The sequence below is a fragment of the Parasedimentitalea denitrificans genome (genome assembly GCF_011813015.1).
GTDB lineage: Bacteria > Pseudomonadota > Alphaproteobacteria > Rhodobacterales > Rhodobacteraceae > Parasedimentitalea > Parasedimentitalea denitrificans.
The window spans coordinates 230,634-247,478 of sequence record NZ_QHLQ01000003.1; the positions used below are offsets into that span (position 1 = coordinate 230,634).

A 16,845-nucleotide genomic window follows, 5' to 3' on the forward strand; every position below is an offset into this window, starting at 1 on the left:
GGAGAGCAGGCCCTGACCCAATATCAGCTTAAGCCAGAATTACTTGGCCAACCACGCCTGGAATTTTGCATCCAGATCGTCACGGTTATCTGCCCACCATTCGTAGTCATAGGTGTGGACGTTGGTTGCGTTTGCTGGATCTGTTGGCATGTGTGGGGCCATTTCAATGCCCAGTTCCGCGTGCTTACCAACCAATGGAGCCGAAGAGGCCCGAGCAGGACCGTACGAGATGTACTTGGCCTGGTCAGCCAGACGCTGAGTGTCTGTTGCAAAGTTCAGATAGTCCAGAGCACGGGCTTTGCGCTCGGGGCTCAGGCCTGCTGGAATGATCCAACCGTCCAGATCGAACGACTGCATGTCCCACAGCATACCAATAGGCTGGTTCTGCTCAGCAATTGCCGAGAACAGGCGACCGTTAAAGGTCGAACCCATGACAACTTCGCCGTCAGCCAGCAGCTGTGGGGTTTCTGCGCCAGCAGTCCACCAGACAACCTGGTCCTTGATAGTGTCAAGCTTGGCCAGACCTTGTGCAACACCTTCGGCGGTACCCAGAACATCATAGATGTCTTCTTTGGCTACACCGTCGCAGTACAGAGCCCACTCCATGTTGTCGATAGGGCGCTTTTGCAGCGAACGTTTGCCGGGATATGCTTCGAGGTCGAAGATGTCACAAACAGAAGTTGGTGCTGTGTCACCAACCAAGTCGGTACGGTAACCGAATGTGGTCGAGTACACGATCTGAGGTACAAAGCACTCGGACACGATCAGATTGCCGAAATCTTCGGAAGCTGAAGTTCCATCAGGTGCAGCGGCCAGAACGGCGTCGTGGTCGATTTCTTCGGCCAGACCTTCGTCGCAAAGACGCATTGCGTCAGATGCAACCACGTCAACAACGTCCCAAGTTACGTTGCCCGCTTCGTTCATCGCACGAATTTTGGCAACAGCTTCAGCCGAGCTTTCGTCGTTGATGATTTTAACGCCAGTTTTGGCAGTATAGGGGTCGTGGTACGCGTTTTTCTGTGATGCAGAATAAGAACCACCCCATGACACGATGGTCATTTCGTTGGCCATATCTTGGGCCATCGCCATAGGTGCGCACATTGCTGTTGTGGCTACCAGAGCAGACAGTTTGGTGAGTTTCATAAGTACTCTCTCCTTGTTGGATTTATTCGTTCTTTCAATGCCCCCGGTCTTTGAGCGCCGGGGGTTCTAGCCAGGTATTGAATCAAGCGTCCAGTGCCCGGCAATCTTCGGCCAGCCAGCCAATTTCGATTTCTTGGCCGGGCTTCAGGCGAACCTGATCAGGGGCGTTACGTGTTTTGACAAAGAAGTCGTCCTTGCCAGCGACCCGCAAACGAGTGCGGAAAATGTCGCCCATGTAAATGAACTCTAGCACTTCCGCCTTTAGCGTATGAGCACCTTCTGGCATCCGATCTTTGTTGTATTCAACGCGCTCGGGTCGGATCGAAACACGGGTCCGTTCGCCGGCTTTGGAAACATTGATCGGCTTAGCATCGATCAGGCCCCCGTCGTCCAGCTGAACCAAGGCAACCCCATTGCTGATTTCTTTGACCACACCTTCGAGTGTGTTGTTTTCACCAATGAACTGCGCAACGAAACTGTTCTGCGGCTCTTCGTACAGTTTGTCTGGTGGTGCCAGCTGCTGAATGCGGCCATCGTCGAACACAGCAACGCGGTCAGACATTGTCAGGGCTTCGGTTTGATCGTGGGTCACGTAGACCACGGTAATACCCAACCGGTGTGCAAGGTGGGTGATTTCGAACTGCATCTTTTCGCGCAGCTGTTTGTCAAGCGCGCCAAGAGGTTCGTCCATCAGCACCAATTCAGGTTCAAACACCAACGCACGCGCAAGGGCAATTCGCTGCTGCTGACCACCGGACAATTGTGCAGGACGGCGACCACCAAAGGCCCCCATCTCTACCATATCCAGCGCCCGCATCACTTTTGCTTCGCGATCGGATTTGCCCATCTTGCGTACTTCCAGAGGAAAGCTGAGGTTTTCAGCAATCGTCATATGTGGAAATAGCGCGTAGTTCTGGAACACCATGCCGATGCCGCGTTTGTGCGGAGGGATGTTGTTGATAGATGTGCCGCCAAGACGAATATCGCCATGAGTTGCGGTTTCAAAACCCGCGAGCATCATCAAACAGGTGGTTTTTCCGGATCCTGAGGGGCCGAGCATCGTAAGGAACTCGCCCTTGGGCATGGAAAGGTTAAGGTCTTTGACAACGAGGTTTTCGCCGTCATAACTTTTTTGAACACGTTCGAATTCTACGAACGCGTCACCGTTTGACACATCAGCCAAAACAAGCTCCCTGGTTTTTTAGGTCCGGCAGATTGGCTCTGCACTTGTAACCGTTTCATGTAAACATACCTAAGCGATAGTATGCAACCGTTTGATCCGAATATTATTCTAGGCCCTTTCGGGCGTATGATCGGCTATTTAACGACAGATGATGCGGGCAATGCGGCGGTTTTGGCAAGCGAATTCGACATTGATCTATATTCGCACGAATTTCAAAAAATAACCCCCATCCGCAAAGCGAACAGGGGTAAAAAAATATTCACTAAAACTGCCTTTCGGCAGCCAGCTTTGCGGCGTCGATTAATCAACGTTCAGTAGCTCTCGCTTTTGCAACTCGGCATAGCATTCATCCAGAGCCAAGCGCGCACGTGAAATGAGGACATCGATTTCCTCAGTCGTGATCACCAGCGGTGGTGAAATTATCATCCGGTCGCCCACGTGGCGCATTACCAGATTATTGGCAAAGCAACGCTCGCGGCAGATGAAACCAGCTGTTCCAGCTTCAGAGAACGGAGCCCTGCTGTTTTTATTGGGCACCAATGCAATGGACCCCATCATGCCAACGATCTTGGCCTCTCCTACCAGCGGATGATCTACCAAAGATTCCCACTGCTCCTTTAGATAAGGGCCCGTTACGTCGCGCACCTGCGTGATAACGTTCTCTTCTTCCAGGATACGGAGGTTTTCCAGCGCGACGGCGGCAGCAACCGGATGGCCCGAGTAAGTATAGCCGTGGTTAAACTCGCTACCGCCAATGACTGATGCGATTTCGTCGCTGACGACTGAACCACCAATCGGCGCATAACCCGAGCTAAGCCCTTTGGCGATGGTCATGATATCAGGGCGAATACCCATGGTTTCACTGCCAAACCAATTGCCGGTACGACCAAAGCCACAAATCACTTCGTCCGCGATCAGCAGGATTTCATAATTGTCGCAGATACGTTGAATTTCCGGCCAATAGCTGGCTGGTGGTACAATGACCCCGCCGGCACCCTGCACAGGTTCAGCGATAAAGGCAGCAACACGGTCTTCACCCAGCTCCAGAATCGCCTTCTCCAGCTCTTTCGCGCGCTGAACGCCGAATTCTTCGGGGTCCATGTCACCACCCTCGGCCCACCAGTGAGGCTGTTCGATGTGGTGAATGTCAGGGATCGGCAGACCACCCTGAGCATGCATTCCGCTCATTCCACCCAAAGACCCACTACCCACCGAAGAGCCATGGTATGCGTTATGGCGGCTGATAATCACCGACTTGTTCGGCTTGCCTTTTTCCGCCCAGTAATGGCGGACCATGCGGATGTTTGTATCGTTAGCCTCGGATCCTGAGCCAGCAAAGAACACGTGGTTCAAATCACCTGGGGCCAGCTCAGAAATCTTTTTGGCCAGCGCGATGACGGGCACATGAGATGTCATGAAGAAGGTGTTGTAATAAGGAAGCTCTCGCATCTGGCGCGCAGCAACCTCTGCAATTTCATCGCGGCCATAGCCGATGTTGACGCACCACAGGCCTGCCATTGCGTCCAGGATTTCATTCCCTTCGCTATCGGTCAGATAAATGCCATCGGCACGCGTGATGATACGGGCACCTTTTTCCGCCAACTCATCGTTGGTGGTAAAAGGATGCATGTGGTGGGCTGCATCTAAAGCCTGCAACTCGGCAGTAGGCAGATGATTAGTGATCGCGCTCATAGGAGAACTCCTGATTCAGAGGGTTGCCCCAAGAATATGATCAAATTCTCTGGTGTCAATCGAATCAGTTATCCGTAACCAAACCCATACTCACCTGTTCCATTCCCTGCGTTACGTCCCGTTCCATCGCCAGCGCGGCAAATTCCGGATCGGCCTTTCGCAGGGCATTAAGGATGTCCTTGTGGCGATCGGGAAAGCTCTGTGTTCCAAAGCGACCACAAACCACCCGAAGAGATGGCCCAAACCGCAGCCATAACCTGTCCGCCAAATCCGTTAATATTGGCGCTTCAGCGTGTTGATAGAGTGTGGTGTGGAAGGCGTAATTTTGGGCTAAATAGTCAGCCACATCCCCGGCAGAAATTGCCCTATCCAAGGCATCATCTATCTGGACTAGGGTCGTAATATCGTCAGCTGAAACACGCATGGTTGCACGCTTTGCCAACTCGCATTCTATTGTTTTTCTTGCATAAGTTAGCTCATCAAGATCTTTTGAATGTAGCACCGGAACAGACACGCGTCGGTTTCCCTGAAAGACCAATGCCCCATCCGAAATCAGTCGACGGATCGCTTCGCGCACCGGCGTCATGCCAACGTTCAAGGCCTCGGTCAAACCTTGGATTGTCACGGCCTGTCCCGGAGCCAATTCACCAAACAGAATTTGCCCTCGCAACGTTTGATAAACAGTCTCATGCGCTGGGGCCTTTGCCCCATTTTCCGACACCGGATGGTTCGTATTTTTGGTGGTCGTCACGTCACCCATTCCTCCTGTTTTTCGACCGACGTTGGTAACGTCAGCCACAAAGATAGCATAAACACTATTGCCCAAAGAGGCAAAACTTGATCAAATCCTGTCAGCCGGGCCCGACACCGGTTCGCACAGGGAGATACTAATGACACTTAAAACGATGATGCTCACCGCTATTGTCGCACTCAGCAGTGCAGCTGCAATGGCCGAAGAAGTCCGCGTATACAACTGGTCCGATTATATCGACGAAGAGTTGCTGACCAAGTTCGAAGAAGAAACCGGCATCAAGCTGATCTACGATGTGTTCGACAGCAACGAAGTTTTGGAAACCAAAATGCTGGCCGGCGGCTCGGGCTACGATGTTGTTGTTCCATCCGGCACGTTCTTGCAGCGTCAGATCATGGCTGGTGCATTCCAACCGCTGGATAAGGGCAAACTGTCAAACACCGGTAACATGTGGGACGTGATTGAAAAACGCACAGCCCAGTACGACCCTGACAACGCCCATTCGATTAACTACATGTGGGGCACCACCGGCATTGGCATCAATACCGCCAAGGTCGCCGAAGCCTTGGGCGATGACGCTCCGATTGGATCGTTGGCATTGGTATTTGACCCGGCAAATATGGAAAAACTGGCCGCCTGTGGTGTGCATTTCCTAGACGCTCCGGCTGAAATCATTCCGGCGGCTCTGGCCTATATCGGCGAAGACCCTGACAGCCAGGACCCCGACGTGATCGCCAAGGCTGAACCCGTTTTGTCAGCCGTTCGCCCGTACGTGCAAAAATTCCACAGCTCGGAATACATCAACGCACTGGCGAACGGCGACATTTGCGTAGCAATCGGCTGGTCCGGTGACATTCTGCAAGCCCGTGATCGCGCTGACGAAGCCGAGAATGGCGTAGAGATTGCCTATAACGCCCCCAGCGAAGGTGCGCTGATGTGGTTTGACCAAATGGCCATTCCGGTTGACGCGCCAAACCCCGAAGCTGCGCATAAGTTCCTGAACTTTATCATGGACGCAGGTAACATGGCTGCTGCATCGAACTATGTCTATTACGCCAACGGCAACAAGGCGAGCCAGCCAATGCTGGAAGAAGACGTGATCGGTGATCCAGCCATTTACCCAGACGAAGCGACCCTGCAGAACCTGTACACCACCCGCCCCTACCCTGTGAAAGTACAGCGCAAAGTCACCCGTCTGTGGACCAAGATCAAATCCGGCATCTAATTCGGATGACAAGATACGATGGGGCGCTCTTGCGCCCCATTGCACTAAACGCACCAAATAATGCGCAGAGTTTTGCGCGCGCTGGAAGGGACCTGGCTTGACTACTGTTGAATTCGAACCCTGGGACGATCCGCAGGAAAAACCGCTGATCCATTTCCAGAACGTCACCAAACGGTTTGGCTCCTTTGTCGCCATCGACAATCTGACCATTGATATCTACGAGCGTGAGTTCTACGCGCTTTTAGGTCCGTCAGGATGTGGGAAAACCACTCTGATGCGCATGCTGGCCGGGTTCGAAACGCCGACCGAAGGCAACATTATGCTGGCCGGTCAGGATATCGTCCCGGTTCCGCCGAACAAGCGGGCGACCAACATGATGTTCCAATCCTATGCGCTGTTCCCACATCTTTCGATCTGGGAAAATATCGCCTTTGGCCTGAAGCGCGAAGGCATGCCCAAGCCCGACATCAACAACCGTGTCGAAGAAATGCTGCGGCTGACCCGGCTAGAGAAATTCGCCAAACGCAAACCACATCAGATTTCTGGCGGCCAGCGCCAACGCGTGGCTCTGGCTCGATCCTTGGCCAAGGCACCAAAACTACTGTTGCTGGACGAACCGCTAGGTGCGCTCGACAAAAAGCTGCGCCAGGAAACCCAGTTTGAACTGATGGATATTCAGGAAAAAACCGGCACCACATTTGTGATCGTGACCCACGATCAGGAAGAGGCCATGACGGTTGCCAGCCGGGTGGCGGTGATGGACCACGGTAAGATCATTCAGGTGGCCACGCCGGATCGGATCTATGAAACACCAAATTCAGTGTATGTCGCTGATTTTATTGGCGACGTGAATATTATCCAAGGCACCACAACAGCCAATGGAGAGGATAGCTATTCCGTCGCTTGGGCTGATGGGCAGGCTCCTCTAACGGCCAGCTCCAACCAGCCGTTTTCAGACGGTCAAAAATGCCATTTGGCTATTCGCCCCGAAAAAATTGCGATCTCGGCGGACAAACCTGAAGAGGCTGCAAATGCAGTGCAGGGAAAAGTCCTAGACATCGCCTACCTCGGCAACATCTCAACCTATCACGTCGAGTTGCCAACAGGCGTCGTTATAAAGGCGCAGGCTGCAAATACCCGGCGGATTTCGCGACGTAGCTACACTTGGGAAGACACTGTCTGGCTGTCATGGACCGCCACGGCCGGCGTTTTGTTGGCCAGCTGATGCGCCGTTTTTTCCTGATCGCCACCCCTTACACCTGGCTGCTACTGCTGTTCCTGGTGCCCTTTGCCATCGTTGTGAAGATATCGCTTTCAGACACAGCGCTGGCGATTCCGCCCTATGTTCCCAAATTCAGCTGGGATGAAGGAATCGGAGCCTATTTCAGCCAGTTGGATTTTGAAAATTTCGTCTTCCTGACCGAGGATGATCTGTACTGGAAAGCCTATCTAAGTTCTTTCAAAATCGCCACGATCTCAACTCTGTTGACGCTGCTGGTCGGCTACCCAATCGCATACGGTATGGCCCGTTCGGCACCGGAATGGCGCCCGACCCTGATGATGTTAGTCATCCTGCCTTTCTGGACCTCTTTCCTGATCCGGGTTTACGCGTGGATGGGTATCCTTAGTAACGAGGGCTATTTGAACCAGTTACTGTTGTGGACCGGCGTCATCGACACTCCGCTGACCATCCTCAACACCAATACCGCCGTTTATATCGGCATTGTCTACACCTACCTACCCTTCATGATTCTGCCGATCTATTCAGCGCTGGAACGGCTGGACGAATCGCTAATCGAGGCTGCCGAGGATCTGGGCTGTTCACGCCTTAGCGCATTCTGGCTCGTGACAATCCCACTCTCGAAAACAGGTATCATCGCCGGTTGTTTCCTAGTCTTCATCCCGGCGCTTGGTGAATTTGTGATCCCATCTCTGCTGGGCGGATCAAACTCGCTGATGATCGGCAAAGTCCTGTGGGAAGAGTTTTTCTCTAACCGTGACTGGCCAGTCGCCAGTGCAGTGGCCGTGATCCTGCTGCTCATCCTGGTTATTCCAATCGTACTGTTCCAGCGGAACCAGCAAAAAGAACAGGAGGCTGAACAATGAATAGAACCAGTTGGTTCAACGTTGTGTCCCTAACGTTGGGATTTGCGTTTCTCTATATCCCGATGATCATCCTGATCATCTTCAGCTTCAACGAAAGTAAGCTGGTCACTGTTTGGGCGGGGTTCTCGACCAAGTGGTATGGCGAGCTGATGCAGAACGAGGCCTTTCTGAATGCCGCATGGGTTACGATCAAGGTTGCGGTATTCTCGTCTACGATCGCCACGGTTCTGGGAACCATGGCCGCCTATGTCATGGTTCGCGGAGGTCGCTTTAGGGGGCGCACCCTGTTTTCCGGCATGATCTATGCGCCACTTGTGATGCCCGAAGTCATCACCGGCCTGTCGCTGCTGTTGCTGTTCATCGGCATCGGGTTGGATCGTGGCGTGCTAACCATCGTATTGGCCCACAGCACTTTTTCGATGTGTTATGTCTCGGTTGTGGTGTCTTCTCGGCTGGTCACCTTTGACCGATCCTTGGAAGAGGCCGCATTGGATCTGGGTTGTTCTGCGCCGCAAGCGTTCCGGTTGGTGACTTTGCCAATTATCGCCCCGGCGGTGATTTCCGGTTGGTTACTGGCCTTTACCCTGTCGCTGGACGATCTGGTGATTGCATCCTTTACCACCGGACCATCAGCAACCACCCTGCCGATCAAGATTTTCTCAGCAGTCAGACTGGGGGTCAGCCCCGAAATCAACGCACTGTCGACCATCATGATTGCAATTGTGACCATCGGTGTGATCACGACATCTTTGATTAGCAAACATAAAATGGTCCGACAGAAACGGGAAGAACAGGAAGCGGTGCGCAACTAATGCGGCGAATCTACTCGGAATTTGCCTATGGTCCCGGCCCACGCGACAATTGTTGGTGGGACGAGACCATAGCAGAACCGGATTGGCCGGTCCTAAATGGTGCTGTGGACGCCGATGTCGCTGTTGTCGGTGGCGGTTTCACAGGTTTGTCCGCAGCCCTGCATCTGGCGCAAGGCGGCGTAAGTGTCGCGGTTCTAGAAGCCGAATCGCCCGGCTGGGGCGCATCAGGTCGCAATGGCGGTTTCTGCTGTTTAGGCGGATCAAAGCTAAGCAGTGCGGCCATGCGACGAAAGTTCGGCGCGCAGGCCACCGAGACCTATGAGGCCGGGGAAGTCGCTGCCGTCAATTTGGTGCGTGAACTGCTCTATAAATTTGAAATCGACGCTGACACTCATTCGCGCGGCGAAACCCAGCTGGCGCATTCACCGCGCGCTATGCAGCGGTTACGCACCGAAGCCGAAAATATGGCCAAGGCAGGTAACAAGGTCGATCTGCTAGAGCCTGCGCAGCTTGCCGAACACGGGTTGAACGGCCCTTTTCACGGTGCATTGACCACCCCTGTCGGCTTTGGCCTGAACCCGCGCAAGTACCTGTTTGGAATGTCACGTGCAGCACAGTCGGCCGGTGCTCAACTATTTCAACGCAGCCGCGCAACCCGCATCACGCAGCGGAACGGAAAACATGAGATTTCCACCCCCGCTGGAACATTGCGGGTCACTAAGGTGATAATCGCGACCAATGGCTATTCGTCCGAGGATTTACCACCCTGGCTGGCAGGGCGTTACCTGCCTACTCAGTCCACGGCCATGGTCACGCGTGTTCTCAGCGAAGATGAATTGCAAAAACAAGGCTGGTTCAGCGACCAGATGGCCTATGACAGCAGGAACCTGTTGCATTATTTCCGCCTGATGCCTGACCGCCGTTTCCTGTTCGGCATGCGAGGGGGTCTTTTATCCTCAGCCGCGTCTGAAAAATCGATTCGCCGCAAACTACGGCAGGATTTCGACCGTATATTCCCTGCTTGGGCCGACGTCGAAACAACGCATTGCTGGTCGGGAATGGTCTGTCTGTCACGGAATCTGGTGCCCTATGTTGGCCCCATACCCGATACGACAGGCATGTTCGCCGGCATGTGCTACCACGGAAATGGCGTCGCTATGGGAACCTATTCCGGGCGATTGTTAAGCGATCTGGCGCTGGGAAAGACCCCTGACCTGCCATATTCGCCCGCCATGCAATCTATACCACGATTTCCGCTTGGCCGTTTCCGGCGTTTGCTGTTGCCGCCAGCCTATGCCGCGCTTGGGTTGATGGACTGAAGAGCAGCCAATTCCAACACCATCGCATCGTGGTCACGGCTGCTGCCCTGTTCGGATCTCCAAAAACAATAGGCCGCCATTCGCCAATGAAACCAAGGTTTCAACGCCTGCAACCGCGCCACAACCGCTCGGTCCGGGTAGGCGTTTAGGAAAGCGTTTTCCTCATCCTGCGTTAGTGGCTTTCCCCGGTACAACAATTGCATCGCCGGAGACAGAAACAGGGCCAGATCTTCGGCTGGGTCCCCCAGCTGTGGGCATTGCCAGTCAATCAAGGTCAGCGTGCCGTCATGTTCCACTATGTTTCCGGGAACCGGATCGCCGTGGATCAACACTGGGTTTTCAATTGCAGCAACCTGCCCCATTGGGGCTAACCCCAGCAGTGGGTTTGGTGTGTTGCATTGTTCCAATATCTCAAGGGTTTGATCGGCAAGTTCAACACTGCCGTTACGCCCCTTGGGCAAGCCGTCAAAACCTATATGATCGTGTAATCGCCCCAGCAGCTGCGCTACGTGACGCGTGTCTTTCTTCCAGACGGCGCCCTCAATATGACTATAAGCCAGCCAATCGCTGCCGTTCACGGATCCTGCGGCCAGAAAATGAGGTGCCATGCCTGTTCCGGCTAGTGCCTTCAGGCTTGTCTGTTCACGCATAGAATCATTGGCAAACAATGGGTTCTCGCTTGAACGCTGATATGCTTTGATTACGGTCTGGCCTGCGCGCCAAACGTGATTGGACCGCCCCCCTGCCATTCGTTCAGGGATGTCGGCAACCAATCCCCGCGACGCGACATCGGCAAACAGTTCGGCCTCAAATTCAAAAGTCATAGGCCACAAGGTCGTCTCCGCATAACGGCCCCTCGATCAGCGAGGGGCGACAAGTCACGGAGTACGCCGAATTCTGTCTTAGCTGTCCGAAGAACGTAGCGCGGTCACCGATGAAGCCAAAATTGCTGACCCACCTTCAAGAATCAAGACCACATCAGAGCCTTGCATCTGGGTTTCGGTGACATTGGCATAAACTTCGGCAGTATCTTTCAGCAACACCTCTCCATTTGCGATGCTTTCCACCTCAAACGAATAGGTTCCACTGGCAAAGGCTGCACCGTCATCGTCCAACCCGTCCCATTCATAGGCTTCGGCGGAAACAGGCAATGTGATGCGCTGCACCTCGGCGCCACTGGAATTGCTGACCACCAGTTGAACAGTATCCGAAGCAGCCGCTGGATTGGGCGCAACGGTAATTGGGGTTGATCCATCAAAGTGAGCCGGCGCAGCAGCACGGGCTTCCATTCCAACCCACCCAGACATCGCAGCCATGTTTGCCAAGCCCATTTGCTGGGCCATCGTGGTCAGGATGTCATTGTTTTCGGTCTGCTTTTCCACCATCGAGAATTGCGCCAGCTGCGATGCGTATTCCGACGAATCGAGCGGCTCAAGCGGGTCTTGGTATTTTGCTTGCGCGGTCAGCATTTTGAGAAAGGTTTCATAATCCGACTGTTCAGCGGTTTTTGCGGGTGCCCGTGTAGGTGTTGCCACTGAAGCGGCGGAGTTAACTGCTGTGGTCATAGACTTAAATCCTCATATCCAGTCCGGTTTCACCCAGACGAAGGTTCTGTTGTTCAGGTTCCTGCACGTTATCAGCGCTTTGACCGTTGCTTTGTGCCCCAGAGGACCCATTACTCTGTGATTCGTCCTGTTCGCTTGCATCCCCGGACATCCCCTCGCCACTGAATTCAAAGGAGATATCTTCGAACCCCATGCGGCGGAATTCTTCCGACAGTTCATTGATGTGGCGACGCATCAGTTCATTTGTCTCAGGGCGCTCTGTTGTGATCGCGACGACCACAGAGGTATCAGTTGTACTAACCCGCATTTTCACCCGACCCAGTTCCTCTGGGCTAAGCGCGATATCGATGTTGCGCTCACCCTTGGTTGCCAGCGCCTCGGCCATCTGTGCAGCTACCAAACGCGGTGTTTCAGGGCGGTGAGTGGTTCCTGGGCTCATTACGGCTTCAGTCAGAAGTTGTGACAATCCAGCAGGCTCAAACCCTATTGGGTCCAACAGGACTGCGGCCCCGGCCGAATCCGCCATCGCATCTGCGTTGACCGCTGCACCCTGTGCCACAGCCTGCATTGCCGGATTGATCTGGACGGTATTATTCGGTGTCGGCACCGTCACCGTCGGCGGGCTGTTTGGCGTGACCTCGGTTCCTCGGCGAATCGCTCTGGGATCCAGCTCTGGCTCTGCTTCCTGACCAGCTGCGTTAAGAGCTTGCTCAATTACTTGCTGGGCCGTTTGAGCATTCGCCCCAGTCTTTACCGGCTTAGATGCCGGTGTCGCAACCGGAACTGCCTGCCCTGCTTGCGAGGCGGCTACAACTCGCTGCAACGACTCTGGCATAGTCGGAGCTGATCCTTGAGTGCTCGATTGTGTGCTGGCAATTGCAGCACCCACTTTCAGCCCAGCCTCGGCGTTTTCATTTGGCACGGGTGTTTCCACCAGCGGCGATTGCCCTGTACCTTGCCCTACGACCTGAGCTGCCTGGTTGGCAGAGGCTGTTTTCGCTTGTTGGTGATCTGCACCTTGCTGCAAGCCGGCCATTCGCAATTCCGCAACACTACGGTGTATCGGCTGTTCAGCTTTTTCGCTCTCGCTGGCCTGACGGGCAGAGGATTCTGGGTGCGACTTAGCCACTTCCGCATTTTTGTTGGTGCCCAAAGAAATGTCAGTTTCCGCATCCTTTACTCCCCCTTGGGAAATAGCAGCAGCTTTGGGGCGGTTCTGTTGAACTGGCAAAATATCGACATGAGCGGCTTCAGGTGCAAGCGCATCCTCTTCCTGATTCGCTGATCGATCCTGATCTACCTCAGTATCCTGCGATGTGGATTGATCCGACACATCATTAGATGGTGTTGCTTGAGCGTCATCCGCGGCATCCGTATTGGCGACCTGTTTCGCATCACTGACAGCAGATTCATGCTTATCAGCCGCAGAATAGTGGCTTTGGAAAGACGTGCCCTTGTTAGCAGCCTCGTTCGGGGCAGCCTTGGGCTTGTTCGAACTTTTGACCGCGTCAAAAGACGATTCTGAATGAATATTTTGTAACATTTTGTTCCGGACATTCTATCTCGACACGTCCTTAGTACATGCAACCGGTTACGGTAATTTTAACCGGTTATGGCGCAGTCTAAGAAAAATCGAAGCAATTCGAGATTATTCATCTGGAGAATCCAATGACTGACCTGACGCCATCAATACCGCTTTCTATGCGCATGTCGCATCAGGCATCGCCCCCACAACAAGACCCACTTCGCAAGGCCGCAACCCAGCTAGAGGCAACATTTCTTGCAGAAATGCTGAAATCTGCCGGTTTGGGTGAAAGCCGCGAATCGTTCGGTGGGGGCTCAGGTGAAGACCAGTTTTCCACATTCTTAATCCGCGCACAGGCGGAGCAAATGGCCCAGGCAGGCGGAATCGGCCTGGCCGAATCACTGTACCACTCATTGAAGGAGGCTCAAAATGACTAACCTGAACCCACAAACCCTGATCGACAAGCTAGATACCATCCTAGACCAAGAACGTCAGGCCCTAGTCAAAGGTGACCTAACTAAATTGGGTGGCCTGATGACAAAGAAAGAATCGCTCATCAGCGATCTGAACGCAATTACAGATCTGGAACGTGCATCACTGACCCAAGTTCACGACAAGGTATCGCGAAACCAAGTACTGCTGGACAGCGCCATGGAAGGAATTCGTGCAGTGTCTGCTCGCATGGCCGAACTGCGTCGTGTTCGCAAAGGACTGGATGTTTACGACCAATCCGGTCGCAAGACACGTTACAGCACACGCGGAAGTATCAGCCTAGAGAAGCGCGCGTAACCCTCGCAATTTAGAGAAAATTCTAAATAAGCGAATTCTGGAATTAGCATTCCTTTAGCATCTAGTGGGCCAATGTCTCCTTGCATCTCAGATACGAGATGGCGCGAAAGCCAAGAGGCCAAACGCAATAGTCAGAACGACGTCAAAAAAGAGCCCCATTTGGGGGCGGCATTAGATGGGGCTAAAGCGCCTCAAAGTTAAAGGAAACATGCTATGACCAGCATTCTGACAAACAATGGCGCAATGGTTGCGCTGCAGACACTTTCGGCTGTTAACAATAACCTGACCGATGCTCAAAATGAGATTTCGACAGGTAAGCGTGTTGGCTCCGCCAGTGATAACGCGGCTGTTTGGGCGATTTCGAAAACCATGGAATCTGACATCGCAGGCTTTGAGGCAATCTCTGAAAGCTTGGCAGTGGGTGAGGCAACTGTTGCTGTTGCATCTGCTGGCGCGGAACAAATCGTAGAAAAACTGACAGAAATCAAAGAGCTGATCGTTTCCGCTCAGTCCGAGAACGTTGATCACGGCAAAATTCAAACCGATATCGCAAAGAAAAGTGATCAGGTTGCTTCGATCATTGCCGCAGCCCAGTTCAACGGCGCTAACTTGCTGATGGATACCATTGACGGCTCAGCCACCAGCCTGAGCGTTCTTGCCTCGCTTGACCGTGTTGGTGCAACCGGTACTCCAACAGGTACTCCGATCACTATCAATGCTCTTGATTTTGTCAGCAACATTGACTTGGGAGCAAACCTGACAGTCATCACAGATTCCAGCGACGCTGCCTCTGCCCTGACCGAAATCGAGGCCTTCCTGTCCACTGCCATTAACGGTGCCGCCGCACTGGGTGCCGACAGTGCCCGCCTGAAGGACCAGGGCGAGTTTGTCTCTAAGCTGACCGACTCCATGAAATTGGGTGTCAGCTCGATGACCGATACCGACATGGAAGAAGCTTCGGCTCGACTAAAGGCTCTGCAGACACAGCAGCAGCTGGCCGTACAATCGCTGTCGATCGCCAATGGCGCACCAGAAGCACTGATGCAGCTGTTCCGCTAACAACTATGATCCGGGGCGCCCACATGCCCCGGATTTCCGTCTCAGAGAATCTGAAGATTAGTACGTAAGGAACTCACGTGAACGCACTCAGACATGCGAAACAAGCTTACTCGGCGGTAAAAGCCCCGACACGCACCCCAAAGAACCTTGAGTACGACGCCATCGCGCGCATTACTCACCGGCTGGTTGCTGCTGCGAAAAAGGGACCCGACGGGTTCAATACTCTGGTAGCCGCCCTGACTGACAATCGAAAGCTGTGGACCATCTTCATGGCCGATGTTGCCAGCCCCAGCAACGAACTCCCTGCGGAGTTGAAGGATCACATCGCCTATCTGACTGAGTTCACGCGACAACACACCAGCAAGGTCCTAGCCCGCGAGGCCAGCGTAGCACCTCTGGTTGAAATCAACACGGCCATCATGCGTGGCCTACGAAGCGGAGCCCCATGATATGAGTGGACTAGTCCTAAAACTCGCCCCCAAAGAACGTGTTCTGGTCAACGGCGCGGTCATTGAGAACGGTGATCGCCGCAGTCGGTTGTCGATCGTAACACCTGACGCCAACATTTTGCGCCTGCGTGATGCGATCCACCCCGAGGAAGCCAACACTCCGGTGCGTCGTGTCTGTTATGCTGCACAATTGGTCCTGACTGGCGACATCGATGCCCAAGAAGATCGACTGCCAATGTTGCGCCGGATCGAGGATCTGAGCCAGGTGTTCACCGACCCCGACAGCCGGGCCTCCTTGGCAGAGGCAACCGAGGCCGTGATCCAGAACAACCACTACCGATGCCTAAAAGCGCTGCGCACACTCCTGCAGCGTGAAGATCGGTTGATGGCGGTGCGCGCATCATGACCTATCAACCGATCATCCCGTCGAATGGCATCGTTGGCTGGAACTTCCTTCAGGCAACGTACGACAAACAGTTCGAAACATTCACCAAGGATGCCGTCTTGCAACGCGAGACGGACTACTTTGTGGAGAATATCGGCAATGTAAAATCAGCCGAGGACCTTTTGTCCGATACGCGCTTACTAACGGTTGCGCTGGACGCTTTTGGGCTGGGCGAAGATATCTACAAAAAGGCTTATCTGGAAAAGATCCTAACGGACGGAACTGCCGCCGACGACGCTTTGGCTAACAAGCTGGGCGACGACCGCTATGTGCAGTTCAGCAACGCTTTTGGATTTGGCCCTGGCGACACCGTCAAAACCGGGTCTGCTCAGGAAATGGCCGATCTGGTTTTCACTAACAAGGTTCAGTCCTTTGAGGAAGCCGTTGGCGAGCAAGAGGCATCGATGCGTGTTGCCCTGTATGGTCAGCGCGAACTGGTCAATGTTGCCGGAGAAGAATCCAGTGTCGACACCAAGTGGTTCAACGTGATGGGTCAGTCCGCTCTTCGTGAAATGTTCGAAATCGCACTGGGCCTTCCGGAGAGCTTGTCTCAGATCGATCTAGACCAGCAGCTGGAAACATTCAAAGACCGCGCTTCATCAGTGTTTGGAACTGAAGACGTCGCTGACTTTGCCGATCCTGAGCTGATGGAGAAGCTGGTCATTACCTACTTGGCACGTGAACAGCTTACCAGTTTTGAAGCATCACAATCCGCAGGCGCAACTGCTCTTATGTTGTTGCAGTCCTAACACTCAGGTCTTTTGAAAAATGGCGCGGCGGGT

The 16,845-nt window shown here is 53.6% G+C and carries 18 protein-coding genes; 11 read left to right on the plus strand and 7 right to left on the minus strand.

The window, feature by feature from the left end; all coding sequences use genetic code 11:
* Nucleotides 1-39: 39 nt before the first annotated feature.
* The 4 genes from DL239_RS05590 to DL239_RS05610 form a co-directional block, all read right to left on the minus strand.
* Nucleotides 40-1,143, minus strand: coding sequence for an extracellular solute-binding protein (locus DL239_RS05590; protein ID WP_167683008.1), 1,104 nt, complete (start codon nucleotides 1,141-1,143; stop codon nucleotides 40-42).
* An 82-nt stretch (nucleotides 1,144-1,225) separates the two neighbouring features.
* Nucleotides 1,226-2,326, minus strand: a complete 1,101-nt coding sequence (locus DL239_RS05595) for an ABC transporter ATP-binding protein (protein ID WP_167683009.1) — start codon at nucleotides 2,324-2,326, stop codon at nucleotides 1,226-1,228.
* 300 nt (nucleotides 2,327-2,626) lie between these two features.
* Nucleotides 2,627-4,018 carry an aspartate aminotransferase family protein gene (locus DL239_RS05605; RefSeq protein WP_167683011.1) on the minus strand — a complete coding sequence of 464 codons (1,392 nt, stop codon included), beginning with the start codon at nucleotides 4,016-4,018 and terminating at the stop codon, nucleotides 2,627-2,629.
* Nucleotides 4,019-4,082: 64 nt separating this feature from the next.
* Nucleotides 4,083-4,778 carry a GntR family transcriptional regulator gene (locus tag DL239_RS05610; RefSeq protein WP_167683058.1) on the minus strand — a complete coding sequence of 232 codons (696 nt, stop codon included), beginning with the start codon at nucleotides 4,776-4,778 and terminating at the stop codon, nucleotides 4,083-4,085.
* 130 nt (nucleotides 4,779-4,908) lie between these two features.
* Between DL239_RS05610 and DL239_RS05615 the strand changes: the two genes are divergently transcribed.
* The 5 genes from DL239_RS05615 to DL239_RS05635 all read left to right on the plus strand — a co-directional run bounded on the left by DL239_RS05615 (nucleotide 4,909) and on the right by DL239_RS05635 (nucleotide 10,231).
* Nucleotides 4,909-5,994 (plus strand): polyamine ABC transporter substrate-binding protein, encoded by a 1,086-nt coding sequence (locus tag DL239_RS05615; protein WP_167683012.1) that lies wholly within the window; start codon nucleotides 4,909-4,911, stop codon nucleotides 5,992-5,994.
* A 97-nt stretch (nucleotides 5,995-6,091) separates the two neighbouring features.
* Complete coding sequence (locus tag DL239_RS05620; RefSeq protein WP_167683013.1) at nucleotides 6,092-7,219, plus strand: ABC transporter ATP-binding protein; 1,128 nt, start codon at nucleotides 6,092-6,094, stop codon at nucleotides 7,217-7,219.
* A complete protein-coding gene (locus tag DL239_RS05625) occupies nucleotides 7,219-8,100 on the plus strand; it encodes an ABC transporter permease subunit (RefSeq protein ID WP_167683014.1) in 882 nt (293 codons plus the stop codon). The genes DL239_RS05620 and DL239_RS05625 overlap by 1 nt, the downstream gene beginning before the upstream one ends.
* Nucleotides 8,097-8,912 carry an ABC transporter permease gene (locus DL239_RS05630; RefSeq protein WP_167683015.1) on the plus strand — a complete coding sequence of 272 codons (816 nt, stop codon included), beginning with the start codon at nucleotides 8,097-8,099 and terminating at the stop codon, nucleotides 8,910-8,912. The genes DL239_RS05625 and DL239_RS05630 overlap by 4 nt, the downstream gene beginning before the upstream one ends.
* Entirely contained in the window at nucleotides 8,912-10,231 is a 1,320-nt protein-coding gene (locus DL239_RS05635) for an NAD(P)/FAD-dependent oxidoreductase (protein WP_167683016.1), read from the plus strand. Before DL239_RS05630 ends, DL239_RS05635 begins: the two co-directional genes overlap by 1 nt.
* On the opposite strand, the gene DL239_RS05640 is transcribed toward DL239_RS05635, so the two are convergent.
* From DL239_RS05640 to DL239_RS05650, 3 genes are all read right to left on the minus strand, one after another.
* Nucleotides 10,204-11,055, minus strand: coding sequence for a phosphotransferase family protein (locus DL239_RS05640; RefSeq protein WP_240931749.1), 852 nt, complete (start codon nucleotides 11,053-11,055; stop codon nucleotides 10,204-10,206). The two genes, DL239_RS05635 and DL239_RS05640, sit on opposite strands and share 28 nt — an antisense overlap.
* Before the next feature lie 78 nt (nucleotides 11,056-11,133).
* The gene (locus tag DL239_RS05645) at nucleotides 11,134-11,796 is read right to left on the minus strand and encodes a FlgD immunoglobulin-like domain containing protein (protein ID WP_167683017.1); all 663 of its coding nucleotides are present in this window, start codon (nucleotides 11,794-11,796) and stop codon (nucleotides 11,134-11,136) included.
* Nucleotides 11,797-11,800: 4 nt separating this feature from the next.
* Nucleotides 11,801-13,339 (minus strand): flagellar hook-length control protein FliK, encoded by a 1,539-nt coding sequence (locus tag DL239_RS05650; RefSeq protein WP_167683018.1) that lies wholly within the window; start codon nucleotides 13,337-13,339, stop codon nucleotides 11,801-11,803.
* 158 nt (nucleotides 13,340-13,497) lie between these two features.
* Between DL239_RS05650 and DL239_RS05655 the strand changes: the two genes are divergently transcribed.
* From DL239_RS05655 to DL239_RS05680, 6 genes are all read left to right on the plus strand, one after another.
* Nucleotides 13,498-13,758, plus strand: coding sequence for a rod-binding protein (locus tag DL239_RS05655; RefSeq protein ID WP_167683060.1), 261 nt, complete (start codon nucleotides 13,498-13,500; stop codon nucleotides 13,756-13,758).
* Complete coding sequence (locus DL239_RS05660; RefSeq protein ID WP_167683019.1) at nucleotides 13,751-14,110, plus strand: flagellar export chaperone FlgN; 360 nt, start codon at nucleotides 13,751-13,753, stop codon at nucleotides 14,108-14,110. Before DL239_RS05655 ends, DL239_RS05660 begins: the two co-directional genes overlap by 8 nt.
* A 213-nt stretch (nucleotides 14,111-14,323) precedes the next feature.
* Complete coding sequence (locus DL239_RS05665; RefSeq protein ID WP_167683020.1) at nucleotides 14,324-15,169, plus strand: flagellin N-terminal helical domain-containing protein; 846 nt, start codon at nucleotides 14,324-14,326, stop codon at nucleotides 15,167-15,169.
* A 77-nt stretch (nucleotides 15,170-15,246) separates the two neighbouring features.
* On the plus strand, nucleotides 15,247-15,618 hold the full coding sequence (flaF, locus tag DL239_RS05670) for a flagellar biosynthesis regulator FlaF (protein ID WP_167683021.1): 372 nt from the start codon (nucleotides 15,247-15,249) through the stop codon (nucleotides 15,616-15,618).
* A gap of 1 nt (nucleotide 15,619) precedes the next feature.
* On the plus strand, nucleotides 15,620-16,024 hold the full coding sequence (gene flbT, locus DL239_RS05675) for a flagellar biosynthesis repressor FlbT (protein WP_167683022.1): 405 nt from the start codon (nucleotides 15,620-15,622) through the stop codon (nucleotides 16,022-16,024).
* Nucleotides 16,021-16,812, plus strand: coding sequence for a DUF1217 domain-containing protein (locus DL239_RS05680; protein WP_167683023.1), 792 nt, complete (start codon nucleotides 16,021-16,023; stop codon nucleotides 16,810-16,812). The genes flbT and DL239_RS05680 overlap by 4 nt, the downstream gene beginning before the upstream one ends.
* Nucleotides 16,813-16,845 lie beyond the last annotated feature (33 nt).